The organism is Cellulosimicrobium sp. EB106-03-01-XG111, from assembly GCF_058792115.1.
In genome coordinates this window covers 114565-130160 of sequence record NZ_JBYTEQ010000003.1, presented here as the reverse complement: position 1 = coordinate 130160, position 15596 = coordinate 114565, and the positions used below count along the sequence as shown (strand labels likewise).

Below are 15596 nucleotides of genomic sequence, written 5' to 3'. Positions count from 1 at the left end.
GCCGGTCAGACCTCGCTGGGCTCGAGCGCCGCGGAGAGCGGGTGGGCCCGGATCGCGGCCGCCAGCTCGCCCTCGATGCGGTCGAGGTAGACGCCGGTGGTCGCGATGGACGCGTGCCCGAGGAGCTCGGCGACGACCTTGACGTCCCAGCCCTCCGCGGCGAGCAGCGTCGCGGTCGTGTGGCGCAGCGCGTGCGGCGTCGCCTCGCGTCGGTACTGCGCGGGCATGCGCTCGACGCAGCGCCGCAGCAGCCCGCGCACGGCCTGGGCGTCGATCCGGCGGCCCCGCCACGACAGCAGGAGGGCGCGCTGCGCGTCCGGGTCGTCGGGCCGGCGGGCCAGGAGCGTCGGACGCAGCCGCGCGAGGTACTCCTCCAGCGCGTCCGCGAGCGGGGGAGAGAGCGTGACGGTGCGGACGTGGCCGCCCTTGCCCTGGATGCGCCACCGCGTCTGGTCCGGTTCGCGGGAGAAGTCGTCGAGGTTCGCGCGCTCGAGCTCGGACACGCGCGGGCCGAGGACGAGGAGGAGCGCGACGACGAGGCGGTCGCGCAGCTGGAGGTCCTGGTCGCGGCGCGAGACGGCGGGTTCCCCGGGTGCGCGGGCGGCGGACACCTCGAGCAGCGACGCCGCCGAGCCCGCGGACAGCGCGGTGCGGGCGACGCGCAGCCCGTCGCGCAGACGGGCCGGGGGAGCGGCCCACTGCATCGGGTCCGCCTGCACCCAGCCCTCGCGCGCGGCGTGCGCGAAGAAGCGCGTCACCGACTGGCGGAACCGGTTCACCGTCGCTGCCGAGCGGCCCGCGCTCCCCGGCTTGCGCGACGCGTCGGCGTACCGGCCGTCGGGCGTGGTCTGGTAGCGCAGCAGGACGTCGTCGACGTCCTCGCCCGTGACGTCGTCCAGCACGCGCACGGGTCCCGCGAGGCGCGCGAACTCCGTGACGTCCCGCTCGTAGCTGCGGCGCGTCGTGGGGGACAGGATGCCGCGCAGGGTCTGCGCGGCGACGGACGCGAGGTAGCGGTCGGCTGCCTCGGCGACGGTGATCCGCTCGAGGCGGGGCGGGGCGACCATGGTGCGGGCCTCCTGGGTGACGGGTCGCCGTCAGCCTAGGCCGCGCCACCCACAGCGCTGATCGGGTGCGGCGCGCTGACCTGCACCGACGCGCCAGGCGTCACGTTCCCGCCCCGCGGTCACCGGCCCAGGTGCGCGACGTCCCCGACGGCGACGACGGCACGGTTGTGGAAGTGGCCGTCCTCGCGCAGCGTCGTGATGCTGCCCGACGGCACCGGGAAGGCGACGTGCCCCGCGGCCTCCACGGGCATCCCGATCCAGGCGGCGACGACGAACGTGGCCGCGAAACCGTGCGTCACGACGACCTGGTGGTCCACGTCCCGGCGCAGGAGGTCCGTCGTCGCCGCGTACACCCGCAGCGCGACGTCGAGGCGCGTCTCGGCACCCGCGACACCGACGTCGTGCCGCAGGCGGTCGCCCGTGGCGGGCGGCGGGACGAACCGCGCGTCGAGCCACGCCTGGGGCTGTCCGCCCGCCTCGCCGTAGGACGCCTCGCGCAGCCGCGGGTCGAGGCGCGCCGCCCCGCCGAGCGCGGCGGCGATCGCGGTCGCGGTGCGGCGCGTGCGGAGGAGGTCGGACGCGACGACGTCCGTGCGCGCACCGGCCGGGACGCGTGCGCGCAGCGCAGCCGCGACGAGCTCCGCGTCCCGCAACCCGGCGGGGGTGAGGTCGGAGTCGTGCTGGCCCCCGACGAGCCCGTCGACGTGGTGCGTCGCCTCCGGGTGGGTCACGACGTGCACGGTCCGCACGCGCGCGCCCACGAGGTCGGGCAGCGGGGGAGGGAGGAGTGGTCGGGGAGTGTCGGGCACCGGGACAGGGTGGCACACGCGCCAGGAGTGCGGCGGCGAGGGGAGCGTCGCGGTGGTCGGCGTGCATCGTGACGCAGGGGGAGCAACGCCTGAGGCGGGGGATCGATGACTCCGGCATACCTGGCGGCGGGAGGGTGACCCGAGAAGCGGCGGACGACCTGATGCGCGGTCACCGCGGGAACCCGCGCGTCACCATGGTGTTGACCTAAACACAATGGTTTGGGCGCTATGTCCGATTCTACGCATCATAGCCGATGGTGCGGTCGCGAACCACCCGTCGGCCGCGCGGAGCTCCTGGGGGCTGCGGCAGGCTCTCGAGCGCCGATCCGTCGGGATCCTCGTCGGTGTCGCCGGCCGACCGGGTCCGCACGGGGGACACCGTGCGCCAGGTCCACACGCCGGCGGCCGCGAGGCCACCCACGGCGCCGACCAGGAGGAACACCAGGACGGTCAGCACGAGCACCGGCAGCCAGGCGAGCGTCGCGCACGTCGTCAGGACTCGTCCGGACCGACGGGCGTCAGGTCCGGCGGCTGCGAACACCGACATGGTGGCGACGGAATCCGAGGACGCCGGTGCGGCCGTCGTGTCGATGCCGGTCCGCGACGCATTCCGCAGGGATCGCACGATGCTCCCAGTCGGTCGGCGGTCGTCTCCGCGGGCGGCGGGGGCGAGAAGCTGCGGTGCGTAGGTCGTCGTGCTCATGACGAAGGGGAGCCCACCGGGGCGCCTCGTGATGCGCTGAAGGGCGCTTCGTTACGACGTAATGACATAATGTACATTATCGGCGGTAGAGTGATGAGTGTTGTCATGGGTCGACAGGCTCCTGCCAGCACGGGTCCGAGCCTGTCCGACGGCCCCCTCTGACATCATCGCCGCATGGAGCTCTTGTGCCGCCGGTGCCGTCGAAGCGTGCGCGTGGGCGCGGCCGAGTACGAGACCTTCGAGCGGATGCACTACGTCTGCTTCCACTACGAGTTCGAGCACCAGGACTTCGACGTCGACGAGAGCTGTGGACTGGCTGGCTGCCCCTCTGAGGCCAACGGCTCCGGCAAGCAGGCGGTGATCGCGACGGCGCGTGCCCTGGCTACCGCCGCAGCTGCCGACGAGCCTTGGAGCAACCGTTCCCTCCACGAGTACCTCGAAGCGCTCGCGCGCTGGCTCGAGAACTCAGACGCGTACTACAGCAACGATGCCGACCGCAGGACCACACCCCCCAACGGGTGGACGGTCGTCAACAATGCCCTGCGCGCGGCTGCGACGCACGAATGAAGACCCGTTGCCTCGCGCGCGCCAGGACATCCGCGTGGTCTTTCGCGTCACCAGGCGGTTCCAGGACCTCACGAACGATCTTCCCTGGTCTTGGCGTGCTGCTGACCTAGACGAGCAGGTCGCCGAGCGCTGTTCCACGGACGCAACAGGCACGTGAGGTGCGACGGTACCAACTACTCCCCCGGCGCCCTCGTCGAGCAGAGGTGCGGCCGAGAGCCCCGAGCACCGCGACCTTCGACGGCACCCTGCGGGTCCTCGGGTGTGTACTGGCCCTATGGGATCCGCCGGCCTGGAACCGTCCACCCGCTGCGCGATCGACGCGGTCACCGCGCTGCGTCTCGTGCACGACGACGTGCACCTCGGCACGCGCCGCCCGCTCGTCGGCCCGTCCGTCCTGCGCAGCCACGCGCTCTCGATGCTGTACCAGGACGTGCGTCGCGGCGTCCTCGACGAGAAGACGGCGCGCGAGCGTCTCGAGGGTGTCGCCTCCCTGCGGATCCGCCTGCTCGGCGACCGCGTCTCGCGCGCGACGGCGTTCCGCATCGCGCGCGAGCTCGGTGCGGACGACACGGCGGCCGCCGAGTACGTCGCGGTCGCGACGCTCCAGGCGGACGTCCTCGTGGCCGGAGACGAGCAGGTCGCCGCCGCGGCGGACGGTCGGATCCCGCTCGTCGCGTACGAGGACCTCCTGCGCTGAGCCACCACGCTCGTCCGCGCTGGTGACACCACGGTCGACACGGTCCGAGCCGGGCCCGGGGTCAGTCGTCGAACACGTGCCAGCAGATCGGGCTGCGACGCCGCTGGTCGTCGAGCACGAGCTCGCGCAGCCCGGCCGGGATGCGATCGCGCTGCCGATCCCGTTCCGCGAGCCGCGCAGCCTCGGCGTCCTCCCCCCGTGCTGCGGCGTCCGCGGCGGCCGCGCGGATCGCGTACGCCGCCGCGCCCAGCCCGTGAGCGGCGACGTGCGCCACGGCGACGGCCTGACCGGCCGCGAGCGCCGCGTACTTGACGGGTGCGGCCTGGTCGCGGCCGGCGGCGTTGGCGACGAAGGCGGTGATGTGGGCGGTCTTCATGGGGACGTCTCCGCGGATCCAGGCGCGGGCGATGTCGAGGGCGTCGCGGGGTCGGGTGTCGTCGGGTCGTGCGTGTTCGAAGAGGGGCAGGACGTGCTCGGCGCAGTCGACGGCCCATCGGGCGATCTGGTGGTGGTCCTCGTCGGTGAGGGTGCCTCCGCGGCGGATCGTGACGAGGCGGGGGTCGCGGTCGGTGGGCAGGATCGGCATGGTGCGATGCTCCCCCGGTCCGGTGTCGGCGCACCAGCCCTGGGGGCGCGTGGGCCAGGCCGTGGGGCCGGTGGCCGGGTGCGCTCTGGTGGGGTGCGGGTCGGGCGGCGTACGGTGCGGACGTCGTCCCCGTTCGTCGTCCGTCCGCGAGGTGCTGGCGCCTCTCCCCCGGGCCGGGACCCTCGTGCCGTGTCGTCGGCGCGATGGGTCCGCTCCCCCGGGTCCGGCGGGTCGTGGCGGGCGGGCCGTTCCCGAGGAGGCGCTCATGGTCCGGTTCACCCGTTCTGATGATCTGCGGGGTGCGAGGTTCGAGGGTGTGGACCTGCGGGGTGCGCGGTTCGTGGAGCCGGACCTGTCGGGGGTCGTGGTGCGGGGTGCGCAGGTGGAGGGTCTGGACGTGGATGCGCCGTGGTTGTCGGACGGCGATGCTCCGGTGCTGGTGAACGGGGTGGACGTGCGGGGGTTCGTGGAGGCGGAGCTGGACCGGCGGTTCCCGGGCCGGGAGCTGCGGCGGGCAGCGGACCCGGTGGGTCTGCGGGCGGCGTGGGCGGCGCTGGAGTCCACGTGGGCGGCGACGCTGGAGCGGGCGGCCGCGCTGCCCGCGAGCGCCGTGGACGTGTCGGTGGACGGTGAGTGGTCGTTCGCGCAGACGCTGCGGCACCTGGTGCTGGCGACGGACGCGTGGTTGGGGCGTGCGGTGCTGAGGGTGGAGCAGCCGTTCCATCCTCTGGGGCAGCCGGGTCCGCAGGCGGCGGAGGACGGGTTGGACCTGTCGGTATTCGCGTCGGGGACGCCGTCGTTCGGCGAGGTGCTGGAGGCGCGGGCGGGTCGGGTGGCGATGGTGCGGGACTTCCTGGCGGTGGTGACGCCGGAGGTCCTGGGGGTGGTGCGTCGCAACCCGTGGTCGCCGGAGTATCCGGAGACGACGTTGTCGTGCGTGCACGTGATCCTCGAGGAGGAGTGGGAGCACCACCGGTTCGCGGTGCGGGACCTGGCTGTGATCGAGGCGTCGCTGGCGGGGTGAGCGCGCGTGGCCTTGCTGTGGTGCGTGGGGTCAGGTGGTGCGTGACACCTGGGCGGCGAGGTTGGGGGTGAGCCGGGTGAGGTCGGGGTCGGTGGGGAGCCCGTCGGGGACGAGGGTGGCGGTGACGAGGGTCTGGGCGTCGCCGTACTCCAGGCGGAGGTGGCCGTCGTCGAGGTCGGTGACGAGGCCGCAGGTGGAGGCTCCGGCGTCGTCGTCCGGGGTGTCGCCTTCGACGACGGTGACGAGGCAGACGACTTCCTGCCCGTCGCGGGTGCCCGACCCGGCGTAGAAGGCGGCCCCGTCGAGCTCGCCGAGGCGTCGCGCGGAGGTGGGGTCCATCTCGTCGGGCGTCATCGTGCCGACGAGGGCGTCGTCGGGGGTGGGTGCGTCGGCGAGGCGGGTGACGAGGTCCTGGGGTGTGACGGGTCCGGAGCAGGCGGTGAGGGCGACGAGCGCGGCGCCGACGAGGACGGCGGGTCGGGTCCGGCGGCGGGACAGGTCCATCGAGGATGGATATCACGTCGCGCGGTCCGGTCGGGGTGGGCGCCGGTACACGGACACGTGGGAGGGCGACTCTGCGGTGAACGGCTCCCCCGCCCATCCGGCGTGGCGGGTCTCGAGCTCGAGGCCGGCGAGGCGGGCCATGAGGTCGAGCTCGGGGGGCCAGACGTACCGGTGGGGTGTGCGGCCCACCGTGGCGTGGCCGTCGTCGTCGAACCGGACGTGGTGGGACACGACGCGCTGGTGCAGGACGTCGTAGGTGTCGACGCCGAGGTGGTCGGGCTCGGCGAGCCAGACGGTCGCGGTGCGCCCCGGTGGCAGGGCGCGCAGCTCGGGGACCCAGAGCTCGACGACGAACCGACCTCCTGGGGCGAGATGGCGTGCGGCGTTGCGGAAGCACTCGACCTGGGCGTCCTGGGTGAGCAGGTTGGAGATCGTGTTGTCCACGAGGTAGACGAGCGTGTGCTCCCCCGGCACCCTGGCGGTGGCCATGTCGCCGACGACGACGGGGAGGGTCGTCTCGTCGGCCTTCTCGCGCAGCCGGGCGACCATGTGCCGGGAGATCTCGATGCCGGTCACGGGCACGCCGCGCGCGGCGAGCGGGATCGCGACGCGCCCCGTGCCGATCGCGAGCTCGACCGCGCTCCCCCGGCCTGCGAGCGCCGCGAGCCGCTCCACGGCAGGGTCGAGGGCGTAGGGGGCGAACATGCCCTCGCCGGGGGTGTCGTACCGCGCGGCGGCGGCGGCGTCCCAGAGGCGTTCCTGGTCGGTTCCGGCGAGGTCGGTGCGAGGGTCCGTCATCGTGCGACGGTGTCAGGCGCTGTGCCCGGCGGTCCAGCGATTTCGTGTCGCGGGGCCCTCGGTGTCCTCGGTGTCTCCGCTCGGGCGACACCGGACGCTACGGTGGCGGCATGGATCGTGCGGCGTTCGTCGGCTTCGTCCGTTCTCAGGGGTGGGGGGTCGTGGCGTCCCTCGGCCAGGACGGCGGCCCGCAGGCGGCGTTCCTCGCCGTGGCGGCGACGGACGCGGGCGAGCTGGTGTTCGACGCGCGGGCGTCGTCGCGCAAGGTGGCGAACGTGGCCCGGGACCCGCGCGTCGCCGTGACGGTCGGGGGGACGGACGGGACGACCGTGCAGTGCGAGGGCACGGCGGACGTCCCGTCCGGTGCGGACCGGCGGCGCTGCGCCGCGGCGTACGTGGCGGCGTTCCCGCAGTTCGCGGGGTCGTTGCTGGACGACGGCATCGTGCTGCTGCGGTTCACGCCGGTGTGGGTGCGGTACGGGGACTTCCGTGAGGGCCGGTCGGTGATGACGGTCGTCGATGTGACCGGGTGGGGCTCGACGGGGAGCTGACGGCGGCCCGTCCTCCGGTCGTGGCGTCAGCCGAGCAGGGCCTGCTTGGCGCGTGCGTACTCGGTGTCGGTGAGGTCTCCGGCGCGGTGGAGGGCGGCGAGGCGTTCGAGCCGGGTGACGAGGTCCGCTCCCCTGCCGGTGGGTGCCGGGTCGGTCGTGGCGCGCCCGACGACGCGCCACAGGGCGCGGGTGAACACGCCGGGGCGGCGGTCGGTCCCGGCGCGGTCGGGGCGCAGGTGCGGGAGCCGGGTGGAGGGCACGGTCCGGTCGTCGAGCTCGATGGTGCCGGGGCGGGTGGCGGCGAGGGAGCGGGCGAAGCGTGCGAACCGGGCGGAGGAGCCCTCGAGCAGGACAGCGCGCGTGGCCCGGGCGGTGGGGTGCTGGTCGTCGCGCCAGGTGACGGCGACGGTGGGGCCGTCGCCGGTGACGGTGACGACGGGCCTTCCGGCGGGTTGCAGGACGGTGTCGTCGCCGCGTACGAGCCGCAGGCGGGTGCCGTCCCACACGAGGCGGCCGCCGGCGACGTGGAACATCGCGGGGTACCGGGGTGCGGTGGTGAAGCGGGCGGCGTCGGGTGCGGGCTGCGGTGCCCGGACGATGCCGACGGGTCGGCGCCGGGGCGGTGCCGTGACGTCGTGGTCGGGGCGGGGCGCGTGGTCGGCGAGGGCCTCGACGACGGGGACGGCGAGGGTCTGCGGGGCGGCGGGCGCCGCGCCCTGCTCCGGGTCGCCGGGTCGTGCGGCCCGGTCCTCGGTGGTGCTGCGGCTCATGGTGCTCCCCCGTCGTCGTCGGTCCCCCGATCCTGCCGCGACGGTCCTGCCGGGGGCAAGGCGGGTCGCGGTGCGGGCGGGGTGCCGGTGCAGGTCGGGCAGGGGTGCGCGCCCCGGCCGGGAGCACCGGTGGCCGGGGCGCGCGGTCAGGGGGTCACAGGCCGCCGAGCAGGGCCGTGAAGTCGGGCGTCCCGGCGAACGGGTCGGCGGGGCCGGTGTTCTTGCGCAGCGCGACCTTCTCCGCGAGCTCGCGTCCCGCACGCGCGATGCGGGCGGGCAGCCCGCCGCCGGAGTCGCCCTCGGCGGCCGCCCAGTCGTCGGTCGCGGCGAACACGGACGTCGTGGCGACGTCGGCCCGCAGGTAGGTGAACAGGGGGCGCAGCGAGTACTCGAGCGCGAGCGAGTGGCGGGCGGTGCCGCCGGTCGCGCCGAGCAGGACGGGCGTGCCGGTGAGCGAGTCCTTGTCGAGGACGTCGACGAACGACTTGAGCAGCCCGGAGTACGTGGTGGTGAACAGCGGGGTGGTCACGACGATCCCGTCGGCGGCGGTGAGGCGCTCGAGGACGCCAGCGAGGTCGCCGGTCGGGAAGCCGGTGAGCATGGCGTCGACGACGGCGTGCGCGTGGTCGCGCAGCTCGACGGTCTCGATCTCGGCGCTCACGCCGAGGCCCTGCAGCTCGCGCACCGTGGCCTCGCCGAGCCGGTCGGCGAGCAGGCGCGTGGAGGACGGCTTGGACAGCCCGGCGGACACCACGACGAGGCGGCGGTCCGGGGCGGGGGTGCTGGCGGTCATGCGGTGCTCCTGAGGTGCTGACGTGCGGTGCGGGGTGCGGCCCGTCGTGGGGCCGGGTGCTGCCGTGCCCGACGGCGGCCGGTCGCGGGTGCGGGGCACTCCTCGACCGTACGCCGTCGGGCGGGTGGTCACGGCGCGGGTGTCGCCGGTGTCACAGGCCGAACGCGGCACCGGCGGTGGCGGTGCGGGTGTCGTCCTCGGCGGTGCGCCCGGTCCAGAGGTCCTCGGTGCCGCCGACGTGCGCGGCGCCCTCGGTCCCGGCGGCGCGGGCGGCCGCGACGCGCTCGGCGTGGCTCGGCGGGTTCGACGGCACGTGCGCGGGGCGGACGGCCTCCATCTCCTTGCGCAGCACGGGCACGACCTCGCCGGCGAGGAGGTCGATCTGCTCGAGCACGGTCTTGAGCGGCAGGCCGGCGTGGTCGACGAGGAACAGCTGGCGCTGGTAGTCGCCCACGTGGTCGCGCATCGCGGCGTACCGGTCGATGACCTGCTGCGGCGAGCCGACGGTGAGCGGCGTCTCGCGCGTGAAGTCCTCCATGGAGGGCCCGTGCCCGTAGACGGGCGCGTTGTCGAAGTAGGGGCGGAACTCGTCCCACGCCTTCTGGGAGTCCTTGCGCATGAACACCTGGCCGCCGAGCCCGACGATCGCGGTGTCCGCGGGGCCGTGGCCGTGGTGCTCCCAGCGCTGGCGGTAGAACTGCACCATCTGCTTGGTGTGGCTCATGGGCCAGAAGATGTTGTTGTGGAAGAACCCGTCGCCGTAGTAGGCGGCCTGCTCGGCGATCTCGGGGCTGCGGATCGACCCGTGCCACACGAACGGCGGGACGCCGTCCAGCGGCCGCGGCGTCGAGGTGAAGCCCTGCAGCGGGGTGCGGAACTTGCCCTCCCAGTCCACGACGTCCTCGGTCCACAGCCGGCGCAGCAGCGCGTAGTTCTCGATCGCGAGCGGGATGCCCTGCCGGATGTCCTGCCCGAACCACGGGTACACCGGGCCGGTGTTGCCGCGGCCCATCATGAGGTCCATGCGGCCGTCCGAGATGACCTGGAGCATCGCGTACTCCTCCGCGAGGCGCACCGGGTCGTTCGTCGTGATGAGCGTCGTCGAGGTCGACAGGACGATGTTCTTCGTCACGCCCGTCAGGTAGCCGAGCATGGTCGTGGGCGAGGACGGGACGAACGGCGGGTTGTGGTGCTCCCCCGTGGCGAAGACGTCCAGCCCCGCCTCGTCCGCGTGCTTCGCGATCGTCAGCATGGACCGCACGCGCTCGGTGTCGTCGGGGGTCCGGCCCGTCGTGGGATCCGTCGTGACGTCGCCGACGGTGAAGATGCCGAACTGCATGGTGTGCTCCCGGAAGTCCTAGGTCGATGCGTTTGCATGTACATGCCGCTCAACCGGGCTCCCCCCGGGTTTGTTCCCGCCCCCCGGGGAGCCAGGTGTGAGCGTGCACACGTCTGGGGCGGTCGGACGGCCGCGGAGTTGCGCGGGGCATCGAAACCCGGGAGCCTGGGACCGCGCGCCGAGGCGGGCCGGCACGACGCAGCGCAGGGGGCCACCAGGCCGTGGGCCCCGCGACGTTCACCGGACCTTCACGGCGCACCGGAACACCGACCGCACGTGAGGCGTTGCCTCTCGTAGACCGGGCCGCTGCCCGCACCCCCACCGGGCGCGCCCACCCACCCCCGAAGACCCCTCAGGAGGACACCATGGCCGACCGTTCGCTGCGCGGGATGAGCATCGGTGCGAAGAGCATGGAGTCGGACGAGGGCGTCGACTTCGCCCCCCGCTTCCAGGCGCACTACGACTGCCCCAACGGGCACACCATCATCCTGCCGTTCTCGACCGACGCCGAGGTCCCCCCGGTGTGGGAGTGCCGCTGCGGTGCCGAGGCGCTGCTGCGCGACGCGGAGCGCCCCGAGCCCAAGGCCGGCAAGCCCGCCCGCACCCACTGGGACATGCTGCTCGAGCGCCGCACCATCTCCGAGCTCGAGGAGCTCCTCGACGAGCGCCTCGGCCTGCTGCGCGCGGGCAAGCTGCGCCGCAGCGCCTGACGCCTCGCAGCACCCGCACGAAAGGCCCGGACCCCCGAGAGGGAGTCCGGGCCTCTGTGCGTGACGGCCGGGGTCCGCACCCTCGCGCCGGCGCGGCACGTCTCCGACTCGCCCGGCACGTCGCGGGGTCGCGCGGGCCGCGCCGGGACGACGCCTCAGCGCGTGCGCCGACCCGCGACCGACCGCGCCAGGCTCGCGAGCTGGGCCGCGCGCCGTCGGGCACCCCACACCGTCACCTTCCACAACGCCTCGGTGACGATCGCGCGGCTCATCTTCGACCGCCCCGCCGTGCGCTCGACGAACGTGATCGGCACCTCCGTCGCCAGGCCCCCCGCCCGCACGACCCGCCACGCCATGTCGACCTGGAAGCAGTACCCGTGCGACTCCACGCTCGCGAGGTCGACCGCGCGCAGCGCCGACGCGCGGTAGGCGCGGTAGCCCGCCGTCGCGTCGCCCAGGTGCAGCCCCAGCGCGAGGCGCACGTACGCGTTGCCCGCGCGCGAGAGCACCTCGCGGTGGCGCGGCCAGTTCTCCACGCGCCCGCCCGGGACCCAGCGCGACCCGATGACGAGGTCCGCGCCGTCGGGCGCGCCGTCCGCCGAGGCGGGGCCGAGGGCGGCGAGCAGGGACGGCAGCTGCTCCGGCTGGTGGGAGCCGTCGGCGTCCATCTCCACGAGCACGTCGTACCCGGCGTCCAGGCCCCACCCGAACCCCGCGACGTACGCGGCGCCCAGACCTTCCTTCCCGGCCCGGTGCAGCACGTGCACGCCCGGGTCGGCGGCGGCCGCCGCGTCGGCGAGGTCACCCGTCCCGTCCGGGCTCGCGTCGTCCACGACGAGCACGTCCGCGTCCGGGACCGCGGCGCGCAGGCGCGCCAGCGTGCCCGGCAGGGTCAGCGCCTCGTCGTACGTGGGCACGACGACGAGCACGCGCCCGACCGCGGCGCCGCCCTCCCCCGCGGCCCCGCTCACGACGCCTCGTCCCCGGCCGGGACCGGGGCGGTCCGGCTGCGGCGCTCGCGGACGGCGGTGACGACGCCGGCGGTGAGGAGGCCGAGGGCGAGGAGCTCGACCACGCGACCCGGCCAGTCCCCCGCCCGCACGGCGGGGGTGAGGCTGGTGCGCAGCGGCAGGTCGGCGACCATCTGGTCGGCGGTGAACAGGCCGGTGCTCTGCAGGAGCGCGCCGTCGGGGGCGATGACGCCGCTCACGCCGACGGTCGAGACCTGCACGGTCGCGCGGCCCGTCGACACGGCGCGCAGCCGCGACATCGCGAGCTGCTGCGTCGACTCGGCGGTGTACCCGAACGAGGCGTTGTTGGTCGGCACGACGAGCAGCTCGGCGCCCGCGTCGACGGCGTCGTTCACCAGGCGGTCGTAGGCGACCTCGAAGCAGATGACGACACCGAGCGGCACCGTGCGGCCCAGCCGGGGCGCGTCGAGGTCGACGACGCCGGTCTCGGTGCCCGCGATCATGTCGATGCTCACGCGGTCCACCTGGTCGGAGAACACGCGCAGCAGGGAGCGCAGCGGGATGTACTCGCCGAACGGTGCCGGGTGCTGCTTGGCGTAGCGGTCGACGACGCCGGTGCCCGGCTCCCACAGGAGCGACACGTTGTACCGGCCGCCGGTCTCGGGGTACTCCTGCGCGCCGACGAGGATCGGCGCGCCGACCTCCTGCGCGACGTCGTCGATGGCGCGCGCGACCTCGGGCGTGGTCTGCGGGTCGAGGTCGGATCCGTTCTCGGGCCACAGCACGACGTCGAGGTCGCCCGGCCCGACGTCGTCGAGGAGCGCGAGGGTGCCCTGCAGGTGGTTGTTCAGCACCTCGGCCCGGTTCGCGAACGACCCGAGGCCGGGCTCGCCCACGTTGCCCTGCACGGCGCCGACGGCGAGCGTGCCCGCCTCGGCGCGCGTGTCGAGCGGCACGAGCAGCGGTGCGGCGACGAGCGCGGCGGCGACGGCCACGGGGACGACGGCGCCGGTCACGACGTCACGGCGGCGTACCACGGCGAGCACCGCGACCGCGAGCAGCGCCCCGACGAGCGCGACGAGCAGCGACACGAGGACCTCTCCCCCGAGCCACGCCGCGCGGCCCAGCGGGGAGTCCGCCTGGGAGAACGCGAGCCGCCCCCACGGGAACCCGCCGAACGGGACCTCGGTGCGGGCCTGCTCGACCCCGACGAACAGCACCGCGAACGCGACGGCCTGCCGCCCGGGACGCCCCGTCAGCCACGACCAGCGGCGTGCCCAGACCCACGCGGCACCGAGCAGCCCGACGAAGCACGCCTCCATGACGGACAGCGCGAGCCACGGCACGGTCTCCGTCGCGTAGTTCGCCCACCACAGGTGCGGCAGGAAGAACGCCAGGCCCCACACCAGGCCGACGAGGAAGCCCCAGCGCGCGCCGTCGCGGCGCAGCGCCCAGAACAGGGTGGCCACACCGACGAACGCGAGCGCCCACCACCCCCGGTCGGGGAACGCGGCGTCGGTGAGCAGGCCGCCCGCGAGCGCGAGCAGGAGCGTGAGGGGCCGCGACGGTACGGCGGGCGACGGGGCGGCAGGCGACGCGCCTGCGGGCACCTCGCGCTCGGGCGGGCCGTCGGGCTGCGCACCAGGCCTCGGTCCCGGCTGCCGGTCGCGGGGCGTGCCGGTCTCGGGCGCACGGGCGGCCGTGCCTGCGGGGCGGGATCGCCCGGCGGGAGCGGCCGGGGGCTCGGGGGCGTGCACGGGTGCACCCTACGCCACGGACCTGCACGAAGACCTGGCGGGGCCGCGCCCGTCCGCCGAGAGCCGGCGGGAGAGTGTGTGCGGGCTCGCGCGCCCTTCGGCCCGTACGACGCCGCCACCGGCGGAGCACGTTTTCTACTGAGCGCGCGAGCCCGGCCAGGTACCCGGCGCGGCACGCCGAGGGGTCGTCGTCGGTGGCTGATCCCCCTGCGGCCGCGGGGGCCGGAACACCCTGTCGAAACTACTCCGGCTCACCGCCCTGTCAAGCGGGAGCGATCAGACGAACGTGTCGAACAGGGGCACTCCGGCCCGCACGGTCTGCAGGCACCGCGGTCGCGGCACGTCCGGGCCGAGCTCGGGCAGCAGCGGCTGCCCCGCGCGCGCGTCCGTGCTCCACGACGACGTCGTGCGGCCCAGCGCACCCTGCACGACGAGGTGCTCCCCGCGCCACACCGCGAGGTGCGCGGGCGCCCCGACGCGCAGCTGCCCGGCGCCGGTGTGGTCGAGCCCGGCGATGCGCCACCCGCCGCGCGTGTGCGCACGGAACGCGGCCCGGGCCGAGATCTGCTGGTCCGGGTCGACGTGCGACATCGCGGCGAGCACGCCCGCCCACGGGTCGATCCGCGTCACCGGTGCGTCCGACCCGAACGCGAGCGGCACGCCCGCGCCCGCGAGGTCCGCGAACGGGCTCAGGCCCTGCGCCCGCATCGCCCCCACCCGCGCGGCGTACATGCCGTCCGGGCCGCCCCAGGCGGCGTCGAACGCGGGCTGGATGCTCAGGCTCACCCCGTACAGCAGGAGCGTGGCGAGCGCGGTCGCGTCGACGAACAGCGCGTGCTCGACCCGGTGCCGCGCCGCGCGCACCGCGCTCTGCCCGTGCGCCTCGGCCGCGAGGCCGAGCCCGAGCACGAGCTCGTCCATCGCGCGGTCCCCGATGACGTGGAACCCGCCCTGCGTCCCGGCCGCCGCGACCGCGGACAGGTGGTCCGCGATCTGCTCCGCCGTGAGGTACAGGTTTCCGCGGTCACCGCGGTCCGGGCCGTCCTGGTACGGCAGCCGCATCGCGGCGGTGCGCGACCCGATCGACCCGTCGACGTTGAGGTCGCCCGCGATGCCCGCGAGGCCGGGCACGTCCGCGAGGAGCGCGCGGGCGTCGTCGGCCGTGGCGCACAGCTCGCCGCGGTACCCCACGACGTGCGGCATACCCGACGCCGCGTCCCCCGTGAGGGCGAGGATCTCCCGCAGCCCGGCGCGCGTGTCGATGTGCGGGGCGCTCATCTCGTGGACCGACACCACGCCCTGCTCGGCCGCGGCCCGCAGCGCCGTGCGGTACAGGTCCGTGCGCCGCGCCGGGGACACCGCCCGCGCGACGTCGCGTGCGACGTGGTGCGCCTCCCCCGCGACCCAGCCCGACTCGTCCCACCCGGGCCGCGTCTCGAGCGCGCAGCGGCGCGCGAGCGTCGTGGACACCACCGCGGAGTGCACGTCGACCCGCGCCGCGTACACCGCGCGGCCGCCCGCCGCGGCGTCGAGCTCGTCGCGCGTCGGGGGGCGCCCCTCGGGCCAGGACCGCTCGTCCCACCCGAACGCGAGCACGACGTCGTCCTCGTGCGCCGTGGCCGCAGCCTTCGCGACGGCGTCCAGCGCGGCCGCGAGCGTCGTCACGCCGGCGCTCGCGGACAGGTCGACGCCGGCCAGGGCGAGCCCGACCTCGAACAGGTGGACGTGGGCGTCGACGAACCCGGGGGCGACGAGCGCGCCGTCGAGGTCGATGACGCGGTCGGCGCGGGCGGCGAGCCCGTCGGCCGTGTCGTCGGCGCCGATCCAGGCGATGACGCCGTCGTCGACGAGGAGCGCTTCCGCGAACGGGTCGGCCGGGGAGTGGATCACGCCGCCGCGGTACAGGGTTGAGGCCACAGTCCTTCACGATACCGCCACAACCCGCCGTGC

Annotated in this window: 17 protein-coding genes; 5 read left to right on the top strand and 12 right to left on the bottom strand. The window is 75.0% G+C overall.

The window, feature by feature from the left end; translation table 11 throughout:
- Positions 1–5: 5 nt before the first annotated feature.
- The 3 genes from AC3WT4_RS04595 to AC3WT4_RS04585 form a co-directional block, all read right to left on the bottom strand.
- Positions 6–1067, bottom strand: coding sequence for a tyrosine-type recombinase/integrase (locus AC3WT4_RS04595; protein ID WP_108049682.1), 1062 nt, complete (start codon positions 1065–1067; stop codon positions 6–8).
- Between the two features lie 119 nt (positions 1068–1186).
- Complete coding sequence (locus AC3WT4_RS04590; protein WP_286186050.1) at positions 1187–1876, bottom strand: histidine phosphatase family protein; 690 nt, start codon at positions 1874–1876, stop codon at positions 1187–1189.
- Between the two features lie 238 nt (positions 1877–2114).
- A complete protein-coding gene (locus AC3WT4_RS04585) occupies positions 2115–2579 on the bottom strand; it encodes a hypothetical protein (protein WP_108049680.1) in 465 nt (154 codons plus the stop codon).
- 174 nt (positions 2580–2753) lie between these two features.
- Here AC3WT4_RS04585 and AC3WT4_RS04580 point away from each other — a divergent pair, with 174 nt between their 5' ends.
- Both AC3WT4_RS04580 and AC3WT4_RS04575 read left to right on the top strand, forming a co-directional pair.
- A complete protein-coding gene (locus AC3WT4_RS04580) occupies positions 2754–3146 on the top strand; it encodes a DUF7660 family protein (protein ID WP_146177716.1) in 393 nt (130 codons plus the stop codon).
- A 274-nt stretch (positions 3147–3420) separates the two neighbouring features.
- Complete coding sequence (locus tag AC3WT4_RS04575) at positions 3421–3843, top strand: hypothetical protein (RefSeq protein ID WP_108049676.1); 423 nt, start codon at positions 3421–3423, stop codon at positions 3841–3843.
- A 61-nt stretch (positions 3844–3904) separates the two neighbouring features.
- On the opposite strand, the gene AC3WT4_RS04570 is transcribed toward AC3WT4_RS04575, so the two are convergent.
- A complete protein-coding gene (locus AC3WT4_RS04570; protein WP_492314837.1) occupies positions 3905–4429 on the bottom strand; it encodes a putative immunity protein in 525 nt (174 codons plus the stop codon).
- A gap of 265 nt (positions 4430–4694) precedes the next feature.
- Here AC3WT4_RS04570 and AC3WT4_RS04565 point away from each other — a divergent pair, with 265 nt between their 5' ends.
- Entirely contained in the window at positions 4695–5453 is a 759-nt protein-coding gene (locus AC3WT4_RS04565; protein ID WP_492314836.1) for a DinB family protein, read from the top strand.
- 30 nt (positions 5454–5483) lie between these two features.
- Here AC3WT4_RS04565 and AC3WT4_RS04560 read toward each other — a convergent pair whose 3' ends face one another.
- Positions 5484–5957, bottom strand: coding sequence for a hypothetical protein (locus AC3WT4_RS04560; protein WP_492314835.1), 474 nt, complete (start codon positions 5955–5957; stop codon positions 5484–5486).
- Between the two features lie 12 nt (positions 5958–5969).
- A complete protein-coding gene (locus AC3WT4_RS04555; protein ID WP_492314834.1) occupies positions 5970–6755 on the bottom strand; it encodes a class I SAM-dependent DNA methyltransferase in 786 nt (261 codons plus the stop codon).
- A 110-nt stretch (positions 6756–6865) separates the two neighbouring features.
- Here AC3WT4_RS04555 and AC3WT4_RS04550 point away from each other — a divergent pair, with 110 nt between their 5' ends.
- A complete protein-coding gene (locus AC3WT4_RS04550; protein WP_492314833.1) occupies positions 6866–7306 on the top strand; it encodes a pyridoxamine 5'-phosphate oxidase family protein in 441 nt (146 codons plus the stop codon).
- A gap of 26 nt (positions 7307–7332) precedes the next feature.
- Here the strand turns inward: AC3WT4_RS04550 and AC3WT4_RS04545 are convergent, their stop codons facing one another.
- The 3 genes from AC3WT4_RS04545 to AC3WT4_RS04535 form a co-directional block, all read right to left on the bottom strand.
- Positions 7333–8076 (bottom strand): hypothetical protein, encoded by a 744-nt coding sequence (locus AC3WT4_RS04545; protein WP_492314832.1) that lies wholly within the window; start codon positions 8074–8076, stop codon positions 7333–7335.
- Positions 8077–8230: 154 nt separating this feature from the next.
- Entirely contained in the window at positions 8231–8869 is a 639-nt protein-coding gene (locus tag AC3WT4_RS04540; protein ID WP_043651674.1) for an FMN reductase, read from the bottom strand.
- A 151-nt stretch (positions 8870–9020) separates the two neighbouring features.
- A complete protein-coding gene (locus AC3WT4_RS04535; RefSeq protein WP_108049662.1) occupies positions 9021–10208 on the bottom strand; it encodes an LLM class flavin-dependent oxidoreductase in 1188 nt (395 codons plus the stop codon).
- A gap of 365 nt (positions 10209–10573) precedes the next feature.
- Here AC3WT4_RS04535 and AC3WT4_RS04530 point away from each other — a divergent pair, with 365 nt between their 5' ends.
- On the top strand, positions 10574–10918 hold the full coding sequence (locus AC3WT4_RS04530) for an RNA polymerase-binding protein RbpA (protein ID WP_021483180.1): 345 nt from the start codon (positions 10574–10576) through the stop codon (positions 10916–10918).
- Between the two features lie 155 nt (positions 10919–11073).
- Here AC3WT4_RS04530 and AC3WT4_RS04525 read toward each other — a convergent pair whose 3' ends face one another.
- The 3 genes from AC3WT4_RS04525 to AC3WT4_RS04515 all read right to left on the bottom strand — a co-directional run bounded on the left by AC3WT4_RS04525 (position 11074) and on the right by AC3WT4_RS04515 (position 15563).
- Positions 11074–11889 carry a polyprenol monophosphomannose synthase gene (locus AC3WT4_RS04525; RefSeq protein ID WP_108049660.1) on the bottom strand — a complete coding sequence of 272 codons (816 nt, stop codon included), beginning with the start codon at positions 11887–11889 and terminating at the stop codon, positions 11074–11076.
- Positions 11886–13499 carry an apolipoprotein N-acyltransferase gene (lnt, locus tag AC3WT4_RS04520; protein ID WP_108049658.1) on the bottom strand — a complete coding sequence of 538 codons (1614 nt, stop codon included), beginning with the start codon at positions 13497–13499 and terminating at the stop codon, positions 11886–11888. Before lnt ends, AC3WT4_RS04525 begins: the two co-directional genes overlap by 4 nt.
- Before the next feature lie 423 nt (positions 13500–13922).
- A complete protein-coding gene (locus AC3WT4_RS04515; protein ID WP_108049656.1) occupies positions 13923–15563 on the bottom strand; it encodes an amidohydrolase in 1641 nt (546 codons plus the stop codon).
- Positions 15564–15596 lie beyond the last annotated feature (33 nt).

Excerpts from the sequence above, each read along its gene's own strand:
- AC3WT4_RS04550 (WP_492314833.1), top strand. The coding sequence starts at position 6,866 with ATGGATCGTGCGGCGTTCGTCGGCTTCGTCCGTTCTCAGGGGTGGGGG.
- AC3WT4_RS04560 (WP_492314835.1), bottom strand. The coding sequence starts at position 5,957 with ATGGACCTGTCCCGCCGCCGGACCCGACCCGCCGTCCTCGTCGGCGCC.
- AC3WT4_RS04530 (WP_021483180.1), top strand. The coding sequence starts at position 10,574 with ATGGCCGACCGTTCGCTGCGCGGGATGAGCATCGGTGCGAAGAGCATG.
- AC3WT4_RS04540 (WP_043651674.1), bottom strand. The coding sequence starts at position 8,869 with ATGACCGCCAGCACCCCCGCCCCGGACCGCCGCCTCGTCGTGGTGTCC.
- AC3WT4_RS04585 (WP_108049680.1), bottom strand. The coding sequence starts at position 2,579 with ATGAGCACGACGACCTACGCACCGCAGCTTCTCGCCCCCGCCGCCCGC.
- AC3WT4_RS04565 (WP_492314836.1), top strand. The coding sequence starts at position 4,695 with ATGGTCCGGTTCACCCGTTCTGATGATCTGCGGGGTGCGAGGTTCGAG.
- AC3WT4_RS04545 (WP_492314832.1), bottom strand. The coding sequence starts at position 8,076 with ATGAGCCGCAGCACCACCGAGGACCGGGCCGCACGACCCGGCGACCCG.
- AC3WT4_RS04575 (WP_108049676.1), top strand. The coding sequence starts at position 3,421 with ATGGGATCCGCCGGCCTGGAACCGTCCACCCGCTGCGCGATCGACGCG.
- AC3WT4_RS04535 (WP_108049662.1), bottom strand. The coding sequence starts at position 10,208 with ATGCAGTTCGGCATCTTCACCGTCGGCGACGTCACGACGGATCCCACG.
- AC3WT4_RS04595 (WP_108049682.1), bottom strand. The coding sequence starts at position 1,067 with ATGGTCGCCCCGCCCCGCCTCGAGCGGATCACCGTCGCCGAGGCAGCC.
- AC3WT4_RS04570 (WP_492314837.1), bottom strand. The coding sequence starts at position 4,429 with ATGCCGATCCTGCCCACCGACCGCGACCCCCGCCTCGTCACGATCCGC.
- AC3WT4_RS04580 (WP_146177716.1), top strand. The coding sequence starts at position 2,754 with ATGGAGCTCTTGTGCCGCCGGTGCCGTCGAAGCGTGCGCGTGGGCGCG.
- AC3WT4_RS04555 (WP_492314834.1), bottom strand. The coding sequence starts at position 6,755 with ATGACGGACCCTCGCACCGACCTCGCCGGAACCGACCAGGAACGCCTC.